At 64.6% G+C, this 23,849-nt stretch carries 23 protein-coding genes; 20 read left to right on the top strand and 3 right to left on the bottom strand.

The window, feature by feature from the left end; genetic code table 11:
• The first annotated feature begins 144 nt into the window (after positions 1-144).
• From ACLFLU_RS31185 to ACLFLU_RS31150, 8 genes are all read left to right on the top strand, one after another.
• On the top strand, positions 145-1,245 hold the full coding sequence (locus tag ACLFLU_RS31185; protein ID WP_426408557.1) for an ABC transporter substrate-binding protein: 1,101 nt from the start codon (positions 145-147) through the stop codon (positions 1,243-1,245).
• A complete protein-coding gene (locus ACLFLU_RS31180) occupies positions 1,223-2,245 on the top strand; it encodes an ABC transporter permease (protein WP_426408556.1) in 1,023 nt (340 codons plus the stop codon). Before ACLFLU_RS31185 ends, ACLFLU_RS31180 begins: the two co-directional genes overlap by 23 nt.
• Positions 2,239-3,039 carry an ABC transporter ATP-binding protein gene (locus ACLFLU_RS31175; protein WP_426408555.1) on the top strand — a complete coding sequence of 267 codons (801 nt, stop codon included), beginning with the start codon at positions 2,239-2,241 and terminating at the stop codon, positions 3,037-3,039. Before ACLFLU_RS31180 ends, ACLFLU_RS31175 begins: the two co-directional genes overlap by 7 nt.
• Positions 3,033-4,205 (top strand): acyl-CoA dehydrogenase family protein, encoded by a 1,173-nt coding sequence (locus ACLFLU_RS31170; RefSeq protein WP_426408554.1) that lies wholly within the window; start codon positions 3,033-3,035, stop codon positions 4,203-4,205. The genes ACLFLU_RS31175 and ACLFLU_RS31170 overlap by 7 nt, the downstream gene beginning before the upstream one ends.
• Before the next feature lie 27 nt (positions 4,206-4,232).
• A complete protein-coding gene (locus tag ACLFLU_RS31165) occupies positions 4,233-5,327 on the top strand; it encodes an LLM class flavin-dependent oxidoreductase (protein ID WP_426408553.1) in 1,095 nt (364 codons plus the stop codon).
• Positions 5,324-6,262 (top strand): ABC transporter substrate-binding protein, encoded by a 939-nt coding sequence (locus ACLFLU_RS31160; RefSeq protein WP_426408552.1) that lies wholly within the window; start codon positions 5,324-5,326, stop codon positions 6,260-6,262. The genes ACLFLU_RS31165 and ACLFLU_RS31160 overlap by 4 nt, the downstream gene beginning before the upstream one ends.
• Before the next feature lie 327 nt (positions 6,263-6,589).
• Positions 6,590-7,435, top strand: coding sequence for a CmcJ/NvfI family oxidoreductase (locus tag ACLFLU_RS31155; protein ID WP_426408551.1), 846 nt, complete (start codon positions 6,590-6,592; stop codon positions 7,433-7,435).
• A gap of 101 nt (positions 7,436-7,536) precedes the next feature.
• The gene (locus tag ACLFLU_RS31150) at positions 7,537-7,851 is read left to right on the top strand and encodes a septal ring lytic transglycosylase RlpA family protein (protein WP_426408550.1); all 315 of its coding nucleotides are present in this window, start codon (positions 7,537-7,539) and stop codon (positions 7,849-7,851) included.
• Between the two features lie 215 nt (positions 7,852-8,066).
• Here the strand turns inward: ACLFLU_RS31150 and ACLFLU_RS31145 are convergent, their stop codons facing one another.
• Together ACLFLU_RS31145 and ACLFLU_RS31140 are read right to left on the bottom strand one after the other, a co-directional pair.
• The gene (locus ACLFLU_RS31145; RefSeq protein WP_426408549.1) at positions 8,067-8,246 is read right to left on the bottom strand and encodes a hypothetical protein; all 180 of its coding nucleotides are present in this window, start codon (positions 8,244-8,246) and stop codon (positions 8,067-8,069) included.
• A gap of 354 nt (positions 8,247-8,600) precedes the next feature.
• Positions 8,601-9,911, bottom strand: coding sequence for an ABC transporter substrate-binding protein (locus ACLFLU_RS31140; protein WP_426408548.1), 1,311 nt, complete (start codon positions 9,909-9,911; stop codon positions 8,601-8,603).
• 467 nt (positions 9,912-10,378) lie between these two features.
• On the opposite strand from ACLFLU_RS31140, the gene ACLFLU_RS31135 reads away from it, so the two are divergent.
• From ACLFLU_RS31135 to ACLFLU_RS31120, 4 genes are all read left to right on the top strand, one after another.
• The gene (locus ACLFLU_RS31135) at positions 10,379-11,509 is read left to right on the top strand and encodes a sugar ABC transporter substrate-binding protein (RefSeq protein WP_148755974.1); all 1,131 of its coding nucleotides are present in this window, start codon (positions 10,379-10,381) and stop codon (positions 11,507-11,509) included.
• A 64-nt stretch (positions 11,510-11,573) separates the two neighbouring features.
• Positions 11,574-13,121: a sugar ABC transporter ATP-binding protein gene (locus ACLFLU_RS31130; RefSeq protein WP_426408547.1), complete on the top strand. Its 1,548-nt coding sequence runs from the start codon at positions 11,574-11,576 to the stop codon at positions 13,119-13,121.
• On the top strand, positions 13,114-14,220 hold the full coding sequence (locus ACLFLU_RS31125; protein WP_426408546.1) for an ABC transporter permease: 1,107 nt from the start codon (positions 13,114-13,116) through the stop codon (positions 14,218-14,220). The genes ACLFLU_RS31130 and ACLFLU_RS31125 overlap by 8 nt, the downstream gene beginning before the upstream one ends.
• The gene (locus tag ACLFLU_RS31120) at positions 14,217-15,176 is read left to right on the top strand and encodes an ABC transporter permease (protein ID WP_426408545.1); all 960 of its coding nucleotides are present in this window, start codon (positions 14,217-14,219) and stop codon (positions 15,174-15,176) included. Before ACLFLU_RS31125 ends, ACLFLU_RS31120 begins: the two co-directional genes overlap by 4 nt.
• A gap of 26 nt (positions 15,177-15,202) precedes the next feature.
• Here the strand turns inward: ACLFLU_RS31120 and ACLFLU_RS31115 are convergent, their stop codons facing one another.
• The gene (locus tag ACLFLU_RS31115; RefSeq protein ID WP_426408544.1) at positions 15,203-16,591 is read right to left on the bottom strand and encodes a PLP-dependent aminotransferase family protein; all 1,389 of its coding nucleotides are present in this window, start codon (positions 16,589-16,591) and stop codon (positions 15,203-15,205) included.
• Between the two features lie 332 nt (positions 16,592-16,923).
• Here ACLFLU_RS31115 and ACLFLU_RS31110 point away from each other — a divergent pair, with 332 nt between their 5' ends.
• From ACLFLU_RS31110 to ACLFLU_RS31075, 8 genes are read left to right on the top strand one after another with little or no spacing between them, the layout of a single operon-like run.
• Positions 16,924-17,406, top strand: coding sequence for an MSMEG_0572/Sll0783 family nitrogen starvation response protein (locus ACLFLU_RS31110; RefSeq protein ID WP_426408543.1), 483 nt, complete (start codon positions 16,924-16,926; stop codon positions 17,404-17,406).
• A 38-nt stretch (positions 17,407-17,444) separates the two neighbouring features.
• Complete coding sequence (locus tag ACLFLU_RS31105) at positions 17,445-18,500, top strand: Nit6803 family nitrilase (RefSeq protein ID WP_426408542.1); 1,056 nt, start codon at positions 17,445-17,447, stop codon at positions 18,498-18,500.
• Complete coding sequence (locus ACLFLU_RS31100; RefSeq protein WP_426408541.1) at positions 18,427-19,545, top strand: MSMEG_0568 family radical SAM protein; 1,119 nt, start codon at positions 18,427-18,429, stop codon at positions 19,543-19,545. Before ACLFLU_RS31105 ends, ACLFLU_RS31100 begins: the two co-directional genes overlap by 74 nt.
• A complete protein-coding gene (locus ACLFLU_RS31095) occupies positions 19,542-20,090 on the top strand; it encodes an MSMEG_0567/Sll0786 family nitrogen starvation N-acetyltransferase (RefSeq protein WP_426408540.1) in 549 nt (182 codons plus the stop codon). Before ACLFLU_RS31100 ends, ACLFLU_RS31095 begins: the two co-directional genes overlap by 4 nt.
• A 2-nt stretch (positions 20,091-20,092) precedes the next feature.
• Positions 20,093-21,088: a sll0787 family AIR synthase-like protein gene (locus tag ACLFLU_RS31090; protein WP_426408539.1), complete on the top strand. Its 996-nt coding sequence runs from the start codon at positions 20,093-20,095 to the stop codon at positions 21,086-21,088.
• Entirely contained in the window at positions 21,085-22,251 is a 1,167-nt protein-coding gene (locus ACLFLU_RS31085; protein WP_426408538.1) for an MSMEG_0565 family glycosyltransferase, read from the top strand. Before ACLFLU_RS31090 ends, ACLFLU_RS31085 begins: the two co-directional genes overlap by 4 nt.
• Positions 22,244-22,531: an MSMEG_0570 family nitrogen starvation response protein gene (locus ACLFLU_RS31080; RefSeq protein ID WP_426408537.1), complete on the top strand. Its 288-nt coding sequence runs from the start codon at positions 22,244-22,246 to the stop codon at positions 22,529-22,531. Before ACLFLU_RS31085 ends, ACLFLU_RS31080 begins: the two co-directional genes overlap by 8 nt.
• A 12-nt stretch (positions 22,532-22,543) precedes the next feature.
• Positions 22,544-23,848 carry an MSMEG_0569 family flavin-dependent oxidoreductase gene (locus ACLFLU_RS31075; RefSeq protein WP_426408536.1) on the top strand — a complete coding sequence of 435 codons (1,305 nt, stop codon included), beginning with the start codon at positions 22,544-22,546 and terminating at the stop codon, positions 23,846-23,848.
• Position 23,849 lies beyond the last annotated feature (1 nt).

The following is a 23,849-nucleotide window of genomic DNA, read 5'->3' as shown; positions in this document are numbered from 1 at the left end:
CGCGCCGCATGATTTGCGCATCGCATCAAAGCGGCGCGGAAAGCGCCGGCGAAAATTATTCTCTCAACGCAGCTCCGTACGGAACATGCGCAACGCGAAGCGTCGCGCGAATAGCGGAGCCGTGCCAATGCAGGAGTGGGACTGATGGGCAACGACAACAAGCGCGGCGGCTCGGGCCTCGATCGGCGCCATTTGCTGCGGGCGGGGCTTGCAGCCGCCTTCGCGGCGCCGCTCGGCGCGTTGGGCGCGCAGGCGTTTGTGCCGCAGGCGCCCGCGTCCGGCATCGACTTCTCGGAATTCCCGCTCTGCCGGACGGCTGCGGATGGCCCGGTGCTATCAGGCGCGCCACGCAAGCTCAAGCTGTCGTGGAATGCCGGCGCGGTCTGCCTCGCGCCGCTGCCGGTCGCGATCGAGCACGGCTTCTTCCAGAAGCAGAATCTCGACGTCGAGCTCGTCAATTATTCCGGCTCGACCGACCAGCTGCTCGAGGCGATCGCCACCGGAAAGAGCGACGCCGGTCTCGGCATGGCGCTGCGCTGGCTCAAGCCGCTGGAGCAGGGCTTTGACGTCAAGATCGCCGCCGGCACCCATGGCGGCTGCATGCGCGTGCTGAGCCGCGCCGATTCCGGCGTGACCAGGCTCGCCGATCTCAAGGGCAAGGTCGTTGCGGTCGGTGATCTCGCCGGGCCCGACAAGAACTTCTTTTCGATCCAGCTTGCAAAGCTCGGCATCGATCCGAACAAGGACGTCGACTGGCGCGCCTATCCCGGGAACCTCCTCAACGTCGCGGTCGAGAAGGGCGAGGTGCAGGCCTTCCTGTCGTCCGATCCGCTCGCCTATCTCTGGCTGAAGGACACTCAGTATAAGGAGGTCGCCTCCAATCTCGACGGCGACTATCGCGACAAGAGCTGCTGCATCGTCGGCCTGCGCGGCAGCCTGGTGCGTGAGGAGCCGCAGGTCGCCCGCGCCATCACGCAGGCGCTGCTCGATGCCGCGATGTTCACCTCGCAGAACCCGGCTGTCGCTGCAAAATCGTTCCAGCCCTACGCGCCGAAGGCCGCATCGCTCGCCGATATTGAGGGCATGGTGCGCTACCACACGCACCATCATCACCCCACCGGTGAGGTGTTGAAGCGCGAATTGAAGGCCTATGCCGACGATCTCAAGAGCGTGCAGGTCTTCAAGCAGAGCACTGACACGACGAAATTCGCGGAGCGCATCTATGTCGACGTATTCTCTGTCTGACCGGCTCGCATCCGGTGCGCCGCGGCTCTCGCGCGCGCCATGGTTTGCGACGTGGCTACGGGAATCCGGAGCGGGCGTGGCCGCCAGCGCCGCCTGGATCGCCTTCGGTCTCTCCTGCCTGTGGTGGGAGGATGTCGGCGACTGGTCGCGCACGCATTCGCTCGGCATCGCCGCCTTCGTCATTGCCGCCATCGCCCTGTTCGGGACCGCCGGTGCGGACTATCTCGGCTCGGCCGGCCGGGCCTTGCGCCAGCGTGCGCCGTGGCTGATTGCGCTCGGAGCGTTCCTGACGTTGTGGGAGGTCGCGACCGCCAAATTTGCCTGGCTGCCGCTGCCGTTTTTCCCGCCGCCGCAATCGATCATCGAGGTCTATACCGACGATCTGCCAAAGCTGCTCGACAGCGTGTTCGCCTCGGTCAAGCTTCAACTCGGCGGTTATCTCATCGGCGCCACGGTCGGCTTCCTGACCGGCGTCTCGATCGGCTGGTCGCGTGCGGTCGGCTATTGGGTGCATCCGGTGCTGCGTTTCATCGGCCCGCTGCCGGCGACCGCCTGGCTGCCGATCGCCTTCTTCACCTTTCCGTCGAGTTGGAGTGCCTCGACCTTCCTGATCGCGCTGGCAACCGGCTTCCCCGTCACCGTGCTGACCTGGTCGGGCGTCGCGAGTGTCAGCACGGCCTATTACGACGTCGCCCGCACGCTCGGCGCAAAGCCGTCCTTCCTGGTTCTGAAGGTCGCGATTCCCGCCGCGCTCCCACATGTCTTCGTCGGCCTGTTCATGGGGCTCGGCGCGTCCTTTGCCGTGCTCGTCGTCGCCGAGATGATCGGGGTCAAGGCCGGGCTCGGCTGGTACCTCCAATGGGCGCAGGGGTGGGCGGCCTACGCCAACATGTATGCGGCGCTGATCGTGATGTCGCTGCTCTGCTCCGGCGCAATCACGTTGCTGTTTGCGATCCGCGACCGCCTGCTGGTCTGGCAGAAGGGTACCGTGAAATGGTAGCCGCAGCCGCACTGGCCGAAGTCGCCACTCATTCGGCCGCCGGTGCCGCGCTCGACATCGAGCAGGTCAGCCACGCCTTCGACATCGACGGCGCCGAGCTCCCCGTGCTCAGCGACGTCAGCATCGCCGTCGAGCCCGGCGAATTCGTCGCGTTGCTCGGCCCGTCCGGCTGCGGCAAGTCGACCTTGCTGCGGCTCGTGGCGGGCCTCGACAAGCCCAAAGCCGGAAGCCTGCGCGAAGACGAAGTCCGCATCACCCGGCCGCATCCGTCGCGCGTCGTCGTATTCCAGGACCCGACGCTGTTTCCGTGGCGCACGGTCTGGGACAATGTCGCGCTGGGGCTGGAGGCGCAGGGCGTTTTGAAGAGCCAGCGCCACCGCGTCGATGCCGCGCTCGATCTCGTCGGGCTGTCAGACTTCCGTACCGCCTATCCGCATCAGCTCTCCGGCGGCATGGCGCAGCGCGTGGCGCTGGCGCGCGCGCTGGTCAACGATCCCAAAATCCTGATCCTGGACGAGCCGTTGGGAAAGCTCGACTCGCTCACGCGCATCACCATGCAGGCCGAGCTGGTGTCGCTGTGGCAGCGCAAGGGCTTTACCACGCTGCTCGTCACGCATGATGCCGAGGAGGCGCTGGTGCTCGCCAACCGAGTCATCGTCTTCAGCGAACGCCCCGCGCGCGTGAAGGCCGACATCCGCGTCGATCGGCCCTATCCGCGTCATCGCGGCGACCCGTATCTGGCCGATCTGCGCCGTCAGATTCTTGGCCTCTTGGGATTGGATGCGACATGGTGACTTCAGCAGTTCAGGGACGGGTGGCCCATAGCGAGCCCGATTACATCGCGCGCGCCGAGGCGCTTGCGCCAGGCTTTGCTGTGCGAGCGGCCGCGCATGACCGCACCGGCAGCTTTCCCTTCGAGAATTTTCGCGAGCTGTCCGAGGCCGGCCTGCTCTCGCTGACGGTGCCGGCGGCGCTCGGCGGGGCCGGCGCGGGGGCGCGATACACCGCGCGCGTCCTCGGCATCATCGGCAACGCCGATCCGTCGACCGCGCTGGTGTTGTCGATGCACTACATCAACCACCTGGTGATGGGGCGGAGCCCGACTTGGCCGGCAAAGCTGTCGCGCAAGCTTGCGCGCGAGACGATCGAAGGCGTCGCGCTGATCAACGCATTGCGCGTCGAGCCCGAGCTCGGCTCGCCGTCGCGCGGCGGCCTCCCGGCGACGATCGTGCGCCGCACCGAAACCGGCTGGCGCCTGACCGGCCATAAGATCTATTCGACGGGATCGCCGATCCTGAAATGGTACCTGGTCTGGGCCCGGACCGACGAGGTCGAGCCGCGCGTCGGCCAGTTCCTGGTGCCGGCGGGCCTGCCGGGCACGCGCATCGTCGAGACCTGGGATCATCACGGCCTGCGTGCCAGCGGCAGCCACGATGTCATCTTCGACGACGTCGTGATCCCGCTCGATGCCGAGGTCGATGTTCGCAAGCCCGCTGACTGGCGTGCGCCCGACGTCGCGCAGGCGACTGTCCATACGGTTTTCGTCGCTGCGATCTATGACGGTATCGCCCGTGCAGCACGGGACTGGTTCGTTCAGTTCCTGAAGCAGCGCGTTCCCGCCAGCCTCGGCGCGCCGCTTGCGACCTTGCCGCGCGCGCAGGAGATCCTCGGTGCCATCGAGGCCCGGCTCGCGGTCAATGCGCGGCTGCTCGACACCTTCGCCCGCGATTTCGACGACGGCGTCGATCTTTCCACCGGCGAATCCAACGTCGTCAAGCTGACGGTGACCAATAATGCCGTCGCCGCGGTCGAGGATGCCTTGTCCCTGACCGGCAATCACGGCCTGTCCCGCAGCAATCCGCTGGAGCGGCATTATCGCGATGTCCTGTGCGGACGCGTGCATACGCCGCAGGACGATGCGACGCGCACCGGCCTCGGCCGCGCCGCATTGGGCCTCTAGCTTTCAGAAAACAACAGGGAGACCATCATGTCGGTCGAGTTCATCGGCTTTATCGCAAACAGCAACGCTTCCGAGACCATCGTGCGCCAGGGGCCGGTGCTCGATCCACATTATATCGAGACGGTGGCGAAGGCGCATGAGCTTGCCGGCTTCGACCGTGCGCTGCTCGCGTTCCATTCGACCACGCCGGATGCGCTCCAGATCGCGCAGCACGTGCTGACCGTCACCAGGCAGCTCAAGGTGATGATCGCGCAGCGCCCGGGTTTTACGGCGCCGACGCTGCTGGCGCGCCAGCTCGCCACGCTCGACCAGCTCTATGACGGCCGCGTCTCCCTGCACGTCATCACCGGCGGCAACGCCATCGAGCTGCGGCAGGACGGCAACACGCTCGATGACAAGGATGAGCGTTACGCCCGCACCAGCGAATTCCTTGATGTGGTGCGGCTGGAATGGACCAGCGAGAAGCCGTTCAACTACAGCGGCAAGTACTACACCGTCGAGAACGGCTTCTCGCAGGTGAAGCCGCTGCAGAAGGGCGGCATCTACACCTTCGTCGGCGGCGGCTCCGATGCCGCGATCGAGGTCTCGGGCAAGCATGCCGACACTTTTGCGCTGTGGGGCGAATCCTATGCCCAGGTGCGTGACGTCACCGCGAGGGTGCGTGCGGCAGCCGCGAAGCACGGGCGGCCAAGCCCACGCTTCAGCCTGTCGGTGCGGCCGATCCTTGCCGACACCGAGGAGAAGGCCTGGAAGAAGGCCGAAGGGATCCTCGAGCGCGCCACCGCGCTGCAGGACCAGACCGGTTATCGCCGGCCCAATCACGCGACCGAGGGCGCCAAGCGGCTGCTGGCGGCGGCCGACCAGGGCGCGCGCATCGACAAGCGGCTGTGGACGGAGATCGCAAAGCTCACCGGCGCCAACAGCAACACCACCGCGCTGGTCGGCACGCCGGAGCAGGTCGCCGAGGTCTTCGCCGACTATTACGATCTCGGCGTCAGCCATTTCCTGATCCGCGGCTTCGATCCGCTTCCCGATGCCATCGACTACGGCCGCGAGCTGATCCCGCTGACGCGCAAGCTGATCGCCGAACGCGACCAGCAGCGCGGGATCGCGGCGGAATGATCCGGCTCGTCATTGCTGCAGCGCTCGCATTTGCGGGCGCTGATCTCGCGGCCGCGCAGACAACGCTGCGCGTCGGCGACCAGAAGGGCAATTCGCAGGCGGTGATGGAAGCCGCAGGCGTGCTCAAGGATCTTCCCTACAAGATCGAGTGGAAGGAGTTTCCGGCGGCCGCACCGCTGCTGGAGGCGCTGAGCGCCGGCGCGATCGAGACCGGGCTCGTCGGCGACGCGCCCTTCACCTTCGCCGACGCCTCGGGCGCGCCGGTGAAGGCGATCGCCGCGATCCGGCAGACCGGCGAGGGGCTCGCGATCCTCGTGCCCGAAAAATCGCCGATCAAGAGTTTTGCCGATCTGCGCGGCAAGAAGATCGCGACCGGCCGCGGGTCGATCGGCCATCAGCTGATCCTCGCCGCACTGGAAAAGAACGGCTGGGCCGCGAACGACGTGCAGATCGCGTTCCTGGCGCCGTCGGATGCCAAGATCGCCTACACGCAAGGCTCGGTCGATGCGTGGTCGACCTGGGAGCCTTACGTGAGCCAGGAGGAGGTGCTGTTCAAGTCGCGCCGTATCATCACAGCGGATGGCCTGACGCCGGGGCTGAGCTTTCAGGTGGCGCGGCCGGACGCAATCCGTGACAAGCGCGCAGAGCTGACCGACTTCATCCGCCGCCTCACGGTGGCGCGCGCGTGGTCGCAGACCAATGCCAACGGTTATGCGGAAACCTGGGGCAGGCTGATGAACATCCCGACCGCGATCCCGCAAAACTGGCTCTCGCGCGCAAAAATCCGTATCGCGCCGATCGACGACGGCGTGGTCGCGGACGAGCAGAGCACGATTGATCTCTATTTCCGCTGGGGCCTGATCAAGCAGAAGCTCGTTGCGGCGGAGATTGTCGACCGCACCTTTGCGGATGCGATCGCGAAGGCGGGCCTTTAGCGGTGCCCTCGTGTCCCGGACGCAGTGCAGCGCGTAGCGCTGCTCCGCAGAGCCGGGACCCAGGCCGCACATGTTGCTTTCAGTCATATGGGCTCCGACTCAGCAGCGCACCACTGCGTGATGCGCTGCGTCCGGGGCACGAGACCTCACAAGCATTCAAGCAATCGTGAGGCCGGAAGAGCATTCTCTATTCGATTGCCATACTCGAAACGTTCCTTCTGCATTCCCGCGTCGCGACAACACCCTCATTGCTATTTGTATCGCTCCTCTTGCACCGCCGTCCGTCCCGTCAAAGATCATCCAGACGACCACATCGGGAGACCGGCCATGGGCCTGCAAGAAACAAAAATCGAATCGCTTCCCTTCGTCACTGCTGAACTCAACTACCTCGCGCCGGTGTCCGGCAAGCCACGCACTTACGCCTTCGATCCGCCGCTGGGCGAACCGAAGAGCACATCGCTGCCCGAGCCGCATCAGGTCCCGATCTTCGATGCGCGCTTGATCGCAAACAATATCTCGCTTGATCGCGAGGGCTTTGCGCTGGTGCGCCACCCAAACCAGGTGAAAGACTTTTACAACGACGAAGAGATACGTGCGGTCTACTATCCCGCTGTCGAGGCCTTCCTTCGCGCGACGTTGAAAGCCGATCGCGTCGTGATCTTCGATCACACGGTGCGCAGGCGCGTCGAGGGCGCCGCGGATATTCGCGACGGTGGTCCGCGCCAGCCTGCGACGCGCGTCCACGTCGACCAGACTGCCGTCTCCGGCGCCAACCGCGTGCGCGAGCATGTGCCTGACGAGGCCGAAGAGCTGCTCAAGGGCCGCGTCCAGGTGATCAACCTCTGGCGGCCGATCCGCGGTCCCTTGCGCGATTCACCGCTGGCGATGGTCGACGGCACCACGGTGTCGCCCGACGACTTCGTCGCCTCCGACCTGATCTATCCCAATCGTCGCGGCGAAACCTATTCGGTGAAATACAATCCGAACCACCGCTGGTTCTATTTCCCGGAGATGACGGCGGACGAGGCGCTGCTGCTCAAATGCTATGATTCAGCAACCGACGGACGCACCCGTTTCGGGCCGCACACCGCCTTCATCGATCCGACCACGCCGGCCGATGCCGCGCCGCGCGAGAGCATCGAGGTGCGTACGCTGGTCTTTCACAAACAGTAACAATGTGTGATGGCACTGCCGGGCGTTGCCCGGCAGTTCCCGGAACCAAGTGGAACCGGGCGACGTTGCAGCGCGGGGCAGGGCCAACCGGGAGCGGTGCCGTGCGAGCGCTGACAACATTATTGTTTGGTGTAACGACTTCTTCTCTCGCCTTCATCTCCATTGCAAATGCCGAAAGCGGACTTGCCTCATATTATGGATACGGGAAAGCCGCGAGGAACGGCGAGCTGACCTGCGCGCACCGGACGCGCCCGTTCGGCAGCGTGCTCAGGGTGTCCTACAGCGGGCGGACGATTCAATGCCGCGTCAATGATCGTGGCCCCTTCATCCGCGGCCGCATCGTCGATCTCTCGGTGCCCGCCGCCCGCGCGCTCGGCATGATGAGCGCAGGCGTGGTGCGGGTCTCGGTGGAATAGCTCCTTCAGCGCAATCGAGCGCACCGGAAAGCTCTTCATGTATGCCGAGGACTGGATCTACTCGCCGGCCGTCGCCTACCAGGCTCCGACCGCGATCATCACGACAATGGTCAGGCAAGAGAGGCAGGCAATCGACGCAGTATAGAATTCGGGCGTATTCAATCTCGCCTCCTGAAAATGTACTGCCTTTCTAAAATACCGTTGCTGTGGCGGGATTATTCCCGCGCGCGCTTCGATTCGGCTTCGTGTTGCGGGTCCATCCCATCCGGCTCGGCGGAATCGTCATCCGGCAGAAAGAGTTTTGGATGTTTGCCCGTGAGCAGAAGCTGCTTGCGCATCTCGGCAAGCCGAGCACGGCAGAATTCCCTGTAGAGCAATTCGAATATGGCGGGCATTGTCACCCCCATCGCTGGAATTCACGATCTGAAAATGTCTGATCCGCGCTGGACGGCTTCGAAATGCGAGCCGGTTTGCCGGTTGTGCCAGTGCTGAGCGCGATCGGCTGATCGGCTTGTACGCATGAAACGAAGCGGGGCTCGTTACCCAGATCACACTTTAGAAAGCTTTTGTTTCAGAAAAACTTCGTCTCGCAACCAGCACGAGTTGCTCGGTCATCGAAAATCCAACTACAGCGCGAAAAGAATGACCGGTGGGTGCAAACGCTCTGATCTGCAACGCGATTGTTGCTGCGGGTAGAGTTATTAGGCACGGGCGGGGCGAGGGAGCGCGCCGTCATCGTCGCGCTCTAGCTACGTCCCGTAAGTCGAACCCTTCGGCAGCGGAAACACCGGGTCTTGTGTTCGAATGTTCGTTGGCCATACCACCGAGATGTGCTCGCCGGCGTTCTGCATCACCACCGGCGTCGAGCGTTCGTTCTGGCCGGACAGAGGCGTGCCCGGCGGGAAGAATTTCACGCCGTAGCCCTGGATGGTGCCGCCGGGAGGAATGTCGACGTCGAGCGCGGCCTTGCGAATGGCCTCCGGCTCGAAGCTGCCATATTTCTCTTTCGCCCTCGGCAGCACGTTGTTGAGCAGCACCCAGGTCTGATTAAAACCCATCGAGCAGTGCGGCGGCACGTCGGTCGCGCCGGTCTTGGCCTGGTAACGCGTGACCATGATCTTGATCAGATCGCCCATGCCGGGTGCGAGCTTCGACGGATCGAGCAGTTGTGCAGGCACCGGATCGATGTTGCAGAAATTGTCGATGTCAGCACCGAAGGCGGTGCGCAGCTTGTCGAGCTGGCTGTAGCCGGCGCCGGCGCCGAACAGCATCTTGAAACGCAATCCGCTCTCGCGCGCCTGCCGCAGAAACAGGGTGATGTCGGGATTGTAGCCGGCGTGCGAGATCACATCGACCTTGGCGCGCTTGAGCTTTGTGACGAGCACCGAAAGATCGGGCGCGGAGGCCGAATAGCCCTCGCGCAACACGACCTGGATGCCGGCCTCTCTGGCATAGGCCTCGTCTGCTGCGGCGACGCCGACGCCGTAAGGACCGTCCTCGTGGATCAGCGCAACCTTGACCTCCTTGGGGTCCATGCCGAGTTTTGCTTTCGCGTGCTCGGCGATGAAGCCGGCAAACGCCTGGCCGTATTGATCCGAATGGATCTGCGCGCGAAAGACGTATTGCAGGTTCTTGTCCTTGAACACGGCGGTCGACACCGCGGTCGTGATCCAGAGGATCTTCTTCTGCTGCTCGACCTTCGCCGCCATCGGCACGGCGTGCGCGCTCGAATAGACCCCGTTGATGATGTCGATCTTCTCCTGGCTGATCAGCCGTTCGGCCTCGTTGATGGCAACATCGGCCTTGCTCTGGGAGTCGGCGGGGACGGGCACGATCTTGGTCTTGCCGCCGATGCCGCCTTTCTCGTTGACGAGATCGATCGCGATCTGCGTTCCGACGGACGAGGCGACCGAGCCGCCCGCGGCAAACGGGCCGGTGAGATCGTAGATCACGCCCATGCGTAACGTCTCGGCTTGCGCCTGGGCCCGGGTCCAATCAAGGCTGAGTGTGGCGGCGGCAGCCGCCGTACCCTTCAGCAGCTGCCTGCGTGAAGTCGGCATCCTATCCCTCCCTCCGAACCGTCGTTTGCGACTGGTTTTATGTTTCTTTCGAGTATTTGGAGGGCACTTGTGAAAGTCAACATGCACCGCACCAGGCATATCGCGGCCGTGCGCGATCAGACCGGCATTTTTCCCTGAGTATCATTCTTTTTGCGGAGCGCTCAGGACAAGACCGCTCCGCTGTCCCTCGCCACGGATCGTTCGATTGCCCTGCATCATGCCGGACGCGAACATCCGCTTGTCGTGCGTGTGCTTTCAGCTTCGCCCGGGCACTTCATCCTCTCCCGCAATTGTGATGGTTTCGCTCCCGGGCGTTCGCCGCCGGCCAGGCTTGCGACCGGCATTCGGCTTGTGCGCATCGGAGGTTGCGTGCCATCCTAGCGGGGTAAATTGCACGGGAAGCCCAATTCCCGGCTCGGCCATTGCGCCGCGTTAAGGGTGGAAAACAAAAGCTCAGGAGAAGAGACATGGTGTGGACGCTTCGTTTTGCGGGGCTCGCCTGCGTTGGCCTGTTGCTGTCCCCGGTCAGTGCCTTGGCAGGGCCGAAGGTCGTGTCCGGTCCGGGCGCCGATCCCGGCTGCTTCAAGCCTTGGTCTGCTCAAACCAAGTTCTTTCAGTGGGACAAGAAGCCCGGTCCCTACAAGATCGCGCTCGTCAACGGCTTCGTCGGCAATACCTGGCGCATTCAGATGGTGAAGACTGCAAAAGCCTTCGCCTCGCAGCCGGGCATCAAGGAGAACATCAAGGAGTTCAAGGTCGTCTCGACCGGCACCGATGTTGCAGCGCAACTCGGCGCGATGGAGGACTTCATCAATCAGGGCTTCGACGCCATTGTCACCATCGCGGTGGCTCCGGATGGCTTCGATCGCATTATACGTCTCGCCGACAAGAACAACGTGGTCGTGGTTCCCTTCGACAACGTCCTCGACACCGACAAGGTGATGATGGTCAACGAGGACCAGAAGGAGATGGGCCGCATGTCGGCGAAGTGGCTCATCGATGAGAGCGGCAAGAAGGCGGGCGACATCCTCGAGGTCCGCGGCCTGCCGGGCAATTCGGTCGATCGGGACCGCCATCTCGGCTTCCGCGAGGTCATGGAAGCGCCGGGCAACAGCTTCAAGATCACCGAAGTGGTCGGCAATTGGGATACCGGCACCTCGCAGAAGGTGACGGCGGATGCGCTCGCGGTGCACGGCCATTTCGACGGCGTGTTCACGCAAGGCGGCTCCGACGGCACCGTGCAGGCGATGATGTCGGCAAAGCATCCGTTCGTCCCGATGTCGGGCGAGGGCGAGAACGAGTACCGCAAGCAGATTGCCGATCACGCCAAGGACGGGCTCAAGGGCATGTCCTACGGCCAGTCTCCGGCGCTGGTTGCCATCGCCACCAAGGCGGCGATCTCCGCGCTGCAAGGCAATGTGATGCCGCAGCTGATCTCGATCCCGATCCCGGTCGCGACCTACAAGGACCTGAAGCCCGGCACCAACTACTGGCCGGACCTCAACGCAAACTTCTTCGCGCCGAACCAGTTCGCGCCCTGTGGCGTCAATTTCACGGCGCCGGAGATCATGTCGCAGAGCGAGAAGAACACCCAGTGAGCGCACCGGAGATGCCCCGGTTGCGGCCCGGCCTCGGCCGGGCCGCGGCGGCGTGAGCGCGGCCATGCCGGACGCCACCTTGAGCCAATCCGCCTTCCTCACCCTGTCCGGAATCTCCAAGCGCTACGCCGGCGTGCGCGCGCTCGAAGGCGTCGACTTCGCATGCGAGCGCGGCAAGATCCACGCGGTGCTGGGCGAGAACGGCGCCGGCAAGTCGACACTGATCAAGATCATCGCCGGCGTCGTCCAGCCCGATACCGGCACCATGCGGCTGGGCGGATCCGATGTGAGCTTCGCGACGCCGTCGGCGGCCAATGCAGCCGGCGTCGTCTGCATCTTCCAGGAATTGTCGCTGATGCCCGACCTCTCGGTCGCGGACAACATCTCGATCGCGTCGCCGCCGCGCCGCTTCGGCCTCATCGACGCGCGGGCGCAGCGCCGCCGCGCCGAGCAGCTGCTGGCCGAGATCGGATGCGAGGACGTCAATCCCCTGATGCGGGTGCGCGATCTGCCGCTGTCGCGCCGCCAGGTGGTGGAGATCGCCAAGGCGCTCGGCAAGAGGCCGCAGCTCCTGATCCTCGACGAAGCCACATCGGCCCTCACCAGCGCCGACGTCGAGAAGGTGTATGCCATGCTGGCGCGGCTCAAGGCCGAGGGCGTTGCCATTCTCTACATCTCGCACCGGATGCACGAGGTCGAGGCGCTGGCCGACCGCGCCTCGGTGTTCCGCAACGGGCGCCATATCGAGACCTTCGACAAGGGCCGGCGCTCGACCGCCGATATCGTTCAGCTCATGATCGGGCGCGACATCGCCACCCAGTATCCGCCTAAGCCCGCGCGCGGATCGCCGAAGCCGATGCTGGCTGTCGAGAATCTGAGCTGGGACAAGAGTCTCGATCGCATCTCGCTCCGCGTCGGCGCCGGCGAGATCGTCGGCCTCGGCGGGCTCGACGGCCAAGGGCAAAAATCCTTGCTGTTGGCACTGTTCGGGGTGCTGCGCGGCGTCTCCGGGCAAGTTACCGTTGAAGGCCGCGAGGTGCGTCCGGGATCTCCGGCGGCGGCCAAGTCGGTCGGCATCGCGCTCGTGCCGGAGGATCGCAAGACCGAAGGCCTGATGCTGCCGATGTCGATCGCCGACAATCTGGTGATCGCCTCGCTCGACGCGATCTCGACCGGACCTCTGGTCGACCGCGCGCGCGAGACCGAGGCGATCAAGCGCGCCATCGCGCGGCTGCAGATCAAGATCGGCGCGCCCGGCGACGCGGTCGCCACGCTCTCCGGCGGTAATCAGCAGAAGGTCGTTCTCGCCAAATGGCTGATGACCGATCCCAAGCTCATCCTGCTCAACGATCCCACGCGCGGCATCGACGTCGGCACCAAGCAGGAGCTCTACCGGCTGATGCGCGAGCTTGCCGACCAGGGCGCCGCCATCCTGTTCTACTCGACCGATTATGACGAGCTCATTGGCTGCTGCGACCGCGTGGCGATCATGTATGACGGGCGCATCGTGCGCGAGCTCCAAGGCGACGAGCTCACCGAGACCAACATCATCGCGAGCGCTCTGAACATCGACGCGGCGGCGCCGGACATTCCCGGAGCCGCCCATGCTTGACGATGTCGTCATCCGGATTCGCCAGAACATCGGCATCGTCACCGCCGTCCTGTTGTTCTCCATCCTCTATCTGCTCTACAACTTCGCCCACCCCAAGGGCTTCTCGTCAGCGGTTCTGGTGCAGAACGGCGACGAGATCTTTGCGCTCGCCATGCTGGCGATGGCCCAGACCGTGCCGGTGCTGGCGTCGGGGCTGGACCTCTCCGTCGGCGCTGTCATGACCATGGTGGGGTGTTTTGCGAGCTATCTGCTCACGGGGGCGGGCACGGCGTTGCATCTCGACATCTTCGGTCTGCATCTCGGCCTCGGCACCTTTCCCGGCGGGGTCAGCGGCATCCTGCTCGGGATCGTCGTGTGTCTTGCGACCGGCGCGCTGGCAGGCTTCGTCAATGGCTGCGTCGTCGTTTATGGACGCATTCAACCGATCATCGCGACGCTTGCGACCGGCGCGATCTATATCGGCATCGCGCTGTTCCTGCGGCCGACACCGGGCGGCAAGATCGACGAGGATCTCAACTGGGCGCTGACCAACTCGCTCGGCGATTTCGCCGCGACCGTCCACATCTTCGATGATGGCGCAGCGCCCTGGTTTGCGCCGGTGGCCTGGATACCGGTGCCGTTCGTGCTGCTCGTGCTGATCGCGCTTGTGGTCTGGGTGCCGTTCCGCCGCTCCGTGCTCGGCCGGGCCGTCTATGCGGTCGGCTCGGCCGAAGGCGCGGCCTATATGTCCGGCCTTCCGATCGAGCGTGCCAAGATCGCGGCCTTCACGCTCGCCGGCTTCTTCGCCGGCTGTGGCGGCCTGTTCCTCGCCATCCAGACATCGTCAGGGAATGCCGACATCCCGCAGGCCGGCGCCTACACGCTCAACTCGATCGCCTCCGTCGTCATCGGCGGAACCTCGCTGCTCGGCGGGACCGGCAGCGCGATCGGCTCGATCTTCGGCGCGATGGTCCTGCGCGTCATCTCGTTCTTCTTCCGCATCTTCGACATCGCACCGCTGTTGCAACCGCTGTTCGAGGGCCTGATCCTGCTGGCGGCAGTTAGCATCGGCGCGCTGGGCGTCCTGCGCGTCAAGAACACGCTGGAGCTGTTCCGATGAGTTCGGCCTCACTCAGTCTCTCGCGCGATGACCGCCCGATCCTGATCGCGGCACTGTTCATCCTCGTCATCCTGGTGGCGGGCACGGTCTATACCTTTGCGCGCTTCGGCAGCGCGCCGCTGTTGTCACCGACCTATTTGTTGCAGCAGCTTCAGATCGGCGCTTTCCTCGGCATCGTGGCCGCCGGAATGATGATGGTGATCCTGATCGCCCAGATCGACCTGTCGGTACCGTGGACGCTCGCGGCGGCCGCCATGATGGCGACATCGATCGGCGGGCCGCTCGCAATTCCGGTCGGGCTCGGGGTCGGGCTTCTGGTCGGTCTCGTCAACGGCATCGGGGTTGCGTATCTGCGCGTGCCCTCGATGATCTTCACCCTTGGCGTCAACGCGGTGATGCGCGGCCTGATGGTCGCCCATACCGGCGGCTACGCGCCGCAGACCGCCGCCACCGACCTGATGCGGACGCTCGCCGGCGATCGCACATTCGGTATTCCCAACGCCTTGTTCGTCTGGGCCGCCGTGTCGGTGCTCGTCACGATCGTTCTCCAGCGCACGGCGCTCGGCCGCTACGTCTATGCCATCGGCAACAAGGAGGCAGCCGCGTATCTCGCCGGCGTCGACACCCGCCGCATCACCGTGATCTGCTTCGTCCTGTGCGGTGTCGCAGCCGCGCTCGCCGGCGTTCTGCTCGCCGGCTACTCCACCAAGGCCTATCAGGGTATGGGAGATGCCTATCTGCTGCCGTCGATCGCAGCCGTCGTGATCGGCGGCACCAACATCCTCGGCGGTCGCGGCCGCTATCTCGGCACGCTGATCGGCGTCGTGCTGATCGTGCTGCTCAACAGCGTGCTGTCGATCATGGACATGCCCGAGGCCGGCCGCCAGGTGATCTACGGCCTCGTCATCATCTTCATGCTGCTGGTGTACGGGCGCGGCGAGCGTGTCACGAGTTGACGCCGCGCTATCAAATTCCTGGTGGATCAGAGAAAGGGCGACGCCAAGGCCGGCGTTTCGACCAGCGCGTGAGCGGCGTATTCAAGCGCGGATCTGATCTGTGCCCGCGTTGAAGGACCGCAGATGCAGACTCTCACGGCCTCGGGAGGCGGATCGCTCACGACAAAGGCGTCGCTTGCGACCACACCGATGCCGGTCTGCCGCATATGCTCCACGAAAGCCGAGCGTCTCCACGGTGTGGGCAGCTCAACCCACAGGTTGAAGCTGAGGGGATCGCCGCGATAGGACCCCTTGGGCAGGATTTCGGCGGCGAGCTTCTGCCGCGCCGAAGTCTCGGCGCGGATGAAGCGCAACATCGTGTCCGCGGTGCCGTCTTCGATCCAGCGCGTCGCGATCGCCACGGTAAGGGGTGATGCCATCACGGTCGCTGAACGGAGCGCCGAGGCAAACGGCCAGGCCGAGCGCGTGTCGGGCACGACGACGTAGGCGGCGCGCAAGCCCGCTCCGATGCATTTTGCCAGTCCCGCGACGTGCCAGGTCAGATCCGGCGCGATGGCAGCGAAGGGCGCGTGGCCGTGGCCGTGCTCGGGTATGAAGCCATAGGCATCGTCCTCGATGATCGGCAGCTTGAAGCGTCGTGCGATCGCGACGATCTCGCGCCGCCGCGAGTCCGGAATCGTCAGCGTCGTCGGATTTTGCAGCGTCGGATTGAGGTAGATGGCCTTGGGCTTCAGCTTCTTGCAGGCATCGGTCAGCGCCTGTGGCTCAATGCCGTCGCCATCCATCGGCAGGCCGATGAGCGTGATGCCGAGCTGCGCGGCGATGGACCTGATCCCGGGATAGGTGATGGCCTCGCACAGCACCACTTCGCCTGCTTTCGCAAGGATCGAGAGAATGCCGAGCAGCGCCGGATGTGCCCCCGGCGAGACGAAAATGCGGCTCTGTGCCGGCACCAGCGCACGGCGGCCGAGCCAGCTCGACGCGGCATCCTTGTCGGCCTGCGTGCCGCCAAAGCCCTGGTAGCGCAGCAGCGGTGCGATGTCGCGCAGCACATGTTCGGCGCCGGCCTGCATCCGCTCGATCAATTCGGGATCATCGGGCTCGGGCGGCAGGTTCATGGACAAGTCGACGGGACGCGGCGGAAAGCTCGTCGCCGCGCGCCGCGGTCGCGGCTTGTCGCGAACGAAGGTTCCCTGTCCGACCTTCGATTGGATCAGCCCGCGCTTCTGCGCCTCGACATAGCCGCGTGCGACGGTGGTGAAATCGACATCGAGGCGCTTGGCAAGTTTCCGCTGTGGCGGCAAACGATCACCGATCACGAGCCGTCCTGCCGCGATGTCGTCGGCAATCGCGTCTGCGATTGCGAGATAGCGCGGCTTGTCGCTGTTCGATAGATCGGGTCGCCAGTCGGCCATTGCTCGGTTCCGTCAAGTTACGTCAGTAGAATTGACTGTATATTGTTGCAAGCGTCGAGGCAATTGCATCGCAGCTGTTGGTGGCTTGGGGAAGAGGGTTTGTCAGGGCGCGCTGCACACTGATCGAGCGCGCTGCCCAGCATTTATCAGGCAGTATTTTTCGACCATCGCGCAAGCCGATCCCGATCCAGTCAGGTCTCCATTCCACATTGAATGCATCAATGACTGCAAATTGTATGGTTTGATGATTTGTAGTGCAGAACGTCGCTTGGCACATTGATTGCAAAACCTGATCTCGATCCGGGAGGGCCGGACGTGAACAGGAGATGTCTATGCCAGCAGTGAACATGCCCGCGCGTCAGAAGGGCGACTTTCTTGTCGACTACGAAGAGAAGGTTTTCGAGGACGTCAAAGCAAGGCCCGGTGAGAAAGCGCTCGTCACTTTCCACACCGTCGCGTTCGAGGGCTCCATCGGCCTCGTCAATATTCTCCAGGCGCTGCGCCTGAAGCGGAAGGGTTTCGAGACCTCGGTTCTGCTTTACGGTCCCGGTGTCACGCTCGGTATTCAGCGCGGCTTTCCGAAGATCGGCGACGAAGCCTTCCCTGGCGCGCAGAACTTCAACAACCAGCTCGCAAAGTTCATGGATGAAGGCGGCAAGGTCTATGCCTGCCGGTTCGCGCTGCAGGCGCTCTACGGCCATGGCGAACCGTCGCTGATTCCGGGCATCCGGCCGATCAATCCGCTCGATGTGCTCGACCTCATGCTGATTCATCGCAGGGACGACGCGTTCATGATCCACACCTGGACCGTCTGACCTCGGTTGGCTCACGCGACGGACGAGGGAGGAGCACAGTGACAGCGAAGCGCACGATCAGGGCTGGCGCGATTCAGATCGCGCCAGATCTGGAGACGCCGACCGGAACGGTCGACCGGATCCTGGCGGCCATCGCGGAGGCGGCCGGCAAGGGAGTCCAGTTCGCCGTTTTTCCGGAGACGTTCGTTCCCTGGTACCCGTATTTCTCCTTTGTCCGTCCGCCGGTCCTGAGCGGCGCCGAGCACATCCAGCTCTACGACAACGCCGTCGTCGTGCCGGGTCCCGTGACGGATGCGGTTGCGCAAGCGGCCAGGCGTCACGGCATGGTGGTGGTGCTCGGCGTCAACGAGCGCGATCACGGCTCGCTTTACAACACCCAGCTCGTGTTCGACGCGAACGGCGCGCTCGTCCTGAAGCGCCGCAAGATCACGCCGACATTTCATGAGCGCATGATCTGGGGGCAGGGCGATGGCGCCGGCCTGAAGGTGGTCGAGACCGCGATCGGCCGGGTCGGCGCGCTGGCCTGCTGGGAGCATTACAACCCGCTCGCCCGCTACGCGCTGATGGCCCAGCACGAAGAAATCCATGCGGCCCAGTTTCCGGGATCGCTGGTCGGGCAGGTCTTTGCCGACCAGATCGAGGTGACGATCCGGCATCATGCGCTTGAAAGCGGATGCTTCGTCGTCAACGCCACCGGCTGGCTGACCGAGGAGCAGATTGCGAAAATCTCGCCCGAGGAAGGCCTGCGCAAAGGCCTGCGCGGCGGCTGCATGACCGCGATCGTCTCCCCCGAAGGAAATCATCTGGTGCCGCCGCTGACCAGCGGCGAGGGCATCCTTGTCGCCGATCTCGATCTCGCTTTGATCACCAAACGCAAGCGGATGATGGACTCGGTCGGCCACTACGCCCGGCCGGAGCTGCTTTCGCTGGTGCTGAACGACCAGGCCGCGCGTCCGATGCACGGCTTTCACCCGAACCGCCTCGCGCCCATTCCCGGAGACCCATCAGATGAGACCGCAGATGCCGCAACCCAAGGCGATGCCGACGGAGCAGCTGATCAACGAGTTGCAATCCTTCGGGGTCCGGCTCGCTGATCCCAAGACCGCGGGAACCGGCCGTCGCGGCGGTGCCGGGCCGTCGGACCACACGCCGTTCACCATCGACGGCGCGACCGTGATGATTCCGGTTCACAACGCGCCGGCGTTCGAGAGCCCCTATCTCGTCGAGCGCCCGGACGAAGCCGGGCGCAGCCGCATCTCGCGCGACGGCGTGGTGCTTGCCGACGTCTCGTTTCCGATGCGACCCAAATTCTACGACCGCACCACCGAGGACGGCGTTCCCTATTGGAAGATTGCGACCCTGCACGGGCGCGACGTTCTCGCCACCACCGTGTTGCAGACCTGCATCCGCTACCAGAGCCGCACCAAGACCTGCCAGTTCTGCGCCATCGGCCAGTCGCTGGCGGCGGGACGTACGGTCGAGCGCAAGACGCCGGCACAGCTCGCCGAAGTGGCCAAGGTCGCCGTTGAGCTCGACGGTGTCAGGCACATGGTGATGACGACGGGCACGCCGCATACGTCCGACCGCGGCGCGGGGATCCTTGCGGAGAGTGCGCAGGCCGTCAAAGCCGCTGTCGACCTGCCGATCCAGGCGCAATGCGAGCCGCCGGACGATTTTGCCTGGTTTGGCCGCATGAAGAGTGCGGGCGTCGATGCGCTCGGCATGCATCTGGAGGTCATTGGGCCAGCCGTGCGGCAAAGGATCATGCCCGGCAAGGCGCAGGTCCAGGTCGAGCAATATATGGACGCGTTTGCTGCGGCCGTCCCGGTCTTCGGCCCCGGTCAAGTCTCGACTTACATTCTCGCGGGTCTTGGCGACGAGCCTTCGGAAATTCTCGCGCTGTCGCGCCGGCTGATCGATATCGGCGTCTATCCCTTCGTCGTGCCGTTCGTGCCGATTGCCGGTACGCCGCTGGAGAGCCATCCGACACCGTCTGCGGCGTTCATGCACGACATCCTACGGCCGCTCGCGGAGATGCTGCGCGCCGGCGGCTTGCGCGCCACTGACATCAAGGCAGGCTGCGGCAAATGCGGCGCCTGCTCGGCCCTGTCCACCTACGAACGCGGAGCAAGCGCATGATGTTCGAGCCGTTCAAGCCATTCGTTGCGCCGGAATTCCAGGTCAAGTTCGCAACCGAAACCTGGGAGCGTGCCGCCGCCGCAGCACTGCGCCGCGACGTGTTCTGCGAGGAGCAGGGCGTGTTTGCGGGTGATGATCGCGACGCGGTCGACGATATCGCCATTCCGCTCGTCGCCGTGTCGCTGCTCGGCGTGGCCGAGGCCGATGTCGTCGGCACCGTGCGCATTCACGCCGATGAACACGAGGCGGATGTGTGGTGGGGCTCACGCCTTGCCGTTGACAAGGGCCATCGCCGGCTCAGCGCGGTTGGCGCCGGTCTGATCCGGCTTGCGGTCTGCTCTGCGCATGCGCGCGGCTGCCGGCGCTTCCTTGCCAACGTGCAGAGCCAGAACGCGCTGCTGTTCCAGCACATGCACTGGCGCTCGCTCGGCGAATTCGAACTCCATGGCCGGTCGCACCATCGCATGGAGGCTGACCTCGACCACTATCCGCCGTTCCGGACGCCCGAAACCGGTTTCCGATCGCTCGCAAAACTGGCGGCCTGATCATGCTGACGGGTGCCGCACTCACAAGTCTCGCCGAAAGGCTTCGCCAAAGCCGCGGCATCGCCGCCAAGGCCGATATCGCGGCTGTCGCGGCCGCGCTCGACCTCTCGGGCGGCGACGCCATCGCGATGGGGGACGATTGCGCGGCGATCCCGGAGGGTGATGGCTACACTCTGTTCGCCATCGAAGGCTTCATGAACGAATTCGTCGCCGCCGACCCCTGGTTTGCGGGCTGGTGCGGCGCCATGGTCAACATCTCGGACGTCGCGGCGATGGGCGGACGGCCGACTGCCATCGTCAACGCGATCTGGTCCAATGGTGCGGACAAGGCCGCGCCCATTCTCGAAGGATTGAAAGCAGCCGCGAAGACATTCGGTGTGCCCGTCATCGGCGGGCATACCAATATGCGCAGCAGCCAGAGCCAGTTTGCCGTCGCGATCCTCGGCCGCGCCAGGCGGCTGCTCACGAGCTTCGACGCCAGGCCCGGCGACAAGCTCATCGCGGCGATCGATCTTCGCGGCCGCTACCGCGAGCCGTTCGCGAACTGGGAGGCGGCGACCGACGCGCCCGCGGAGCGGCTACGCGGCGATCTGGAGATCCTGCCGTGCATTGCCGAGGCGGGGCTCGCACTCGCGGCCAAGGACATCAGCCAGGGCGGTATCGTCGGGACCGCGGCGATGCTGGCCGAGTGTTCGCAGGTCGCCATCACGCTGGACGTCGAGGCGATTCCGATTCCCGAAAGTGCGCCGCTCGAGCGCTGGCTGCTCACTTTCCCGAGCTTCGGCTATCTCCTGTCGGCGAAGCCCGACTCCGTCGATGACATCCTGTCGCGCTTCGAGCGGCGCGGCATCGCGGCGGCGGCGATCGGAGAGGTCAGTGCGGGAACAAGCGTGGATATTCGCAACGCCTCCGGCCGCGCAACGGTCTGGGACTTCGCGGCGCAGCCCCTGATTGGTTGCGCGCCAGGTCAGAGCCATCAGCAGCGGAGCGTGGCATGAGCGGCGGTTCATCCCGGCTTCGCATCGCGATCCTCACGCACTCGACCAATCCAAGAGGTGGCGTGGTGCACGCACTCGCGCTTGCCGACGCCCTTGCGGACCTCCGGCATAGGCCGGTCGTGCATGCGCCCGACCCCGCTGGCAAAGGCTTCTTCCGCTGCAGCGTCGCCGCGACGCGCTCGGTGCCTGCATCGCCCGCAACGGGCGACGTCGTCGCGATGGTCGAAGCGCGCATCGAGGACTATGTCCGGCATTTCGAGGACGCCGCAAATCGGCAGTTTGACGTCTTCCACGCCCAGGACGGCATATCCGGCAATGCGCTCGCGACCCTGAAGCAGCGCGGCCTCGTTCAGCGCTATGTCCGCACCGTTCATCACATCGATGCATTCAACCACGAGCGGCTCTGCGAGCTCGACCGTCGCTCGATCGTTCACGCCGACGGCCTGTTCGTCGTCAGCCGGTTCTGGCAGGCGCAGCTGAAGACAGAAATGTCCCGTACGGCGACGCTGGTCGGCAATGGCGTCGACACGGCGCGCTATTCACGCGGCGCGGCTGTTGGCGATCAGGTGCTGCGTGCCCGGCTCGGCCTTCGAACCGGCCCGATCCTGCTGTCGATCGGCGGCGTTGAGCAGCGTAAGAATACGCTCGGCATTCTCGATGCCTTCCGGCAGGTGCACGCCGTGCACCGCTCCGCGCAGCTCGTGATCGCTGGCGGGGCTTCTCTGCTTGATCATGGTCTCTATCGACAACAGTTCAAGTCGCGGCTGCGCGACGCCGGACTGCCGGCGGATGCGGTGATCGAGACCGGCCCGCTGATGGATGCCGAGATGCCATCGTTGTTTCGCCTGGCCGATGCACTGCTGTTCCCGTCCTTGCGCGAAGGCTTTGGGCTAGCTGTGCTGGAAGCGATGGCCAGTGGCGTGCCGGTGGTGGTCTCGCATATCGCGCCGTTCACGGAATATCTCGGCCCCGACGATGTTGCCTGGTGCGATCCGCATCACGCGGGCTCGATCGCGGATGCCGCCCTCAGTGCGCTCGCCGATCCCCTGCGCTCGCGCCTGATCGCGAATGGCGCCAGGGTCGCCCGGCATCATGACTGGGGCCGCACCGCCAGGGCACACATCGCGACCTATCAGGATATGCGCGAGGTGCACTATGCCTGAGATGCATTTCAACGTGTGCTGGCCCGATCAGCGGATAGAGGCCTGCTATTCGCCCTCGCTCGTCATCAAGGATCATTTCGTCGCCGGCACGACCTATGGGCTCGACGATTTTCGCGAACGCAGCCGCGTTGCGCTGACGATTGCGGCCGAGCGCGTCCGTGAGAAGTACGGCTTTCTCTGCTCGCGCGCGCTCGGGCAGCTCGCTCGGATCGAGGCGACGGCCGCGCAGTTCGAGGCCACGCCTGGCGCTTCCGTCACGATCGTCTCATTTGAAGAATAGTAGGAGCTGATCATGTCTGACCTTCACACTCACTATCCGGTCGTCGTGATCGGGGGCGGCCAGGCCGGCCTTGCGATGAGCGCGCAACTTACGGCCCAGGGTATTGGGCATGTCGTTCTCGAAAAGAACACCATCGCTCATTCCTGGAAGACGCAGCGTTGGGACGCGTTCTGCCTCGTGACGCCGAACTGGCAATGCCAGCTTCCCGGCTTTCCCTACGCCGGCGGGGATCCGCATGGCTTCATGCTGCGCGACGAGATCGTCTCTTACATCGAGGATTTTGCCAGGCACATCGATGCGCCGGTTCGCGAAGGTGTCGCCGTCACACGACTCAGGCAATCCGGTCGCGGCTTCATGCTCGAGACGACAGCCGGCGAGATCGCCGCGGATCGCGTCGTGCTGGCCGTCAGCGGATATCACATTCCGAAAGTGCTGCCGTTTGCGGACCGGCTCGATCCATCGATCACGCAGATCCACTCCGCCGCCTACCGCAATCCGGATCAATTGCCGCCGGGCGAGGTCCTCGTGGTTGGGAGCGGGCAATCGGGCTGCCAGATCGCCGAAGACCTGCATCTGGCCGGCCGCAAGGTGCATCTTGCCGTCGGCAGCGCGCCGCGGTGCCCGCGCTTCTATCGCGGCCGCGACGCAGTCGACTGGCTTGACGATCTCGGCCAGTATGACCTGCCCGTCGACAAGCATTCGCTGAAAGAGGGCGTTCGCAAGAACGCCAACCACTATTTGACCGGACGGGACGGCGGCCGCGACATCGACCTGCGCAAATTCGCCCTCGAAGGCATGAAGCTCTACGGTCGCCTCAAGGATGGCCGCGGAACCAGGTTGCAGCTTGGCGATGATCTCCAGTTCAATCTCGACAATGCCGATCGGGTCTACAACGGCATCTGCCGAATGATCGATGAGCACATCGCAAAGAATAGAATCGCCGCGCCGGTGACGCCTCACTATGAGCCCGTGTGGTCACCCACTGCGGTGCCCACGGAGCTCGATCTCGCCGCGAGCGGCATCAGCAGTATCATCTGGACGACCGGCTTCCGGTCCGACTGGTCCTGGATCGACCTGCCGCTGTTCGATGGCACCGGTTATCCAACCCACAAGCGGGGCATCACGTCGGTTGACGGTGCCTATGTGGTCGGCCTGCCGTGGCTCTATACCTGGGGCTCGGGCCGATTTGTCGGCATCGGGCGGGATACAGAGTTTGTTGCAGACCACATCAAAGAGCGATCGAGCGCATCGCGCGCCGGCACGCATCAGGCCGGCCCACGCGAGGCGTCGCAATATGCGGCGAAAGAAGCCGTGTAGC

Origin of the sequence: Bradyrhizobium ganzhouense (assembly GCF_049949285.1) — a bacterium.
GTDB classification, from domain to species: domain Bacteria; phylum Pseudomonadota; class Alphaproteobacteria; order Rhizobiales; family Xanthobacteraceae; genus Bradyrhizobium; species Bradyrhizobium ganzhouense.
This window is presented reverse-complemented; position numbering and strand designations above follow the sequence as displayed.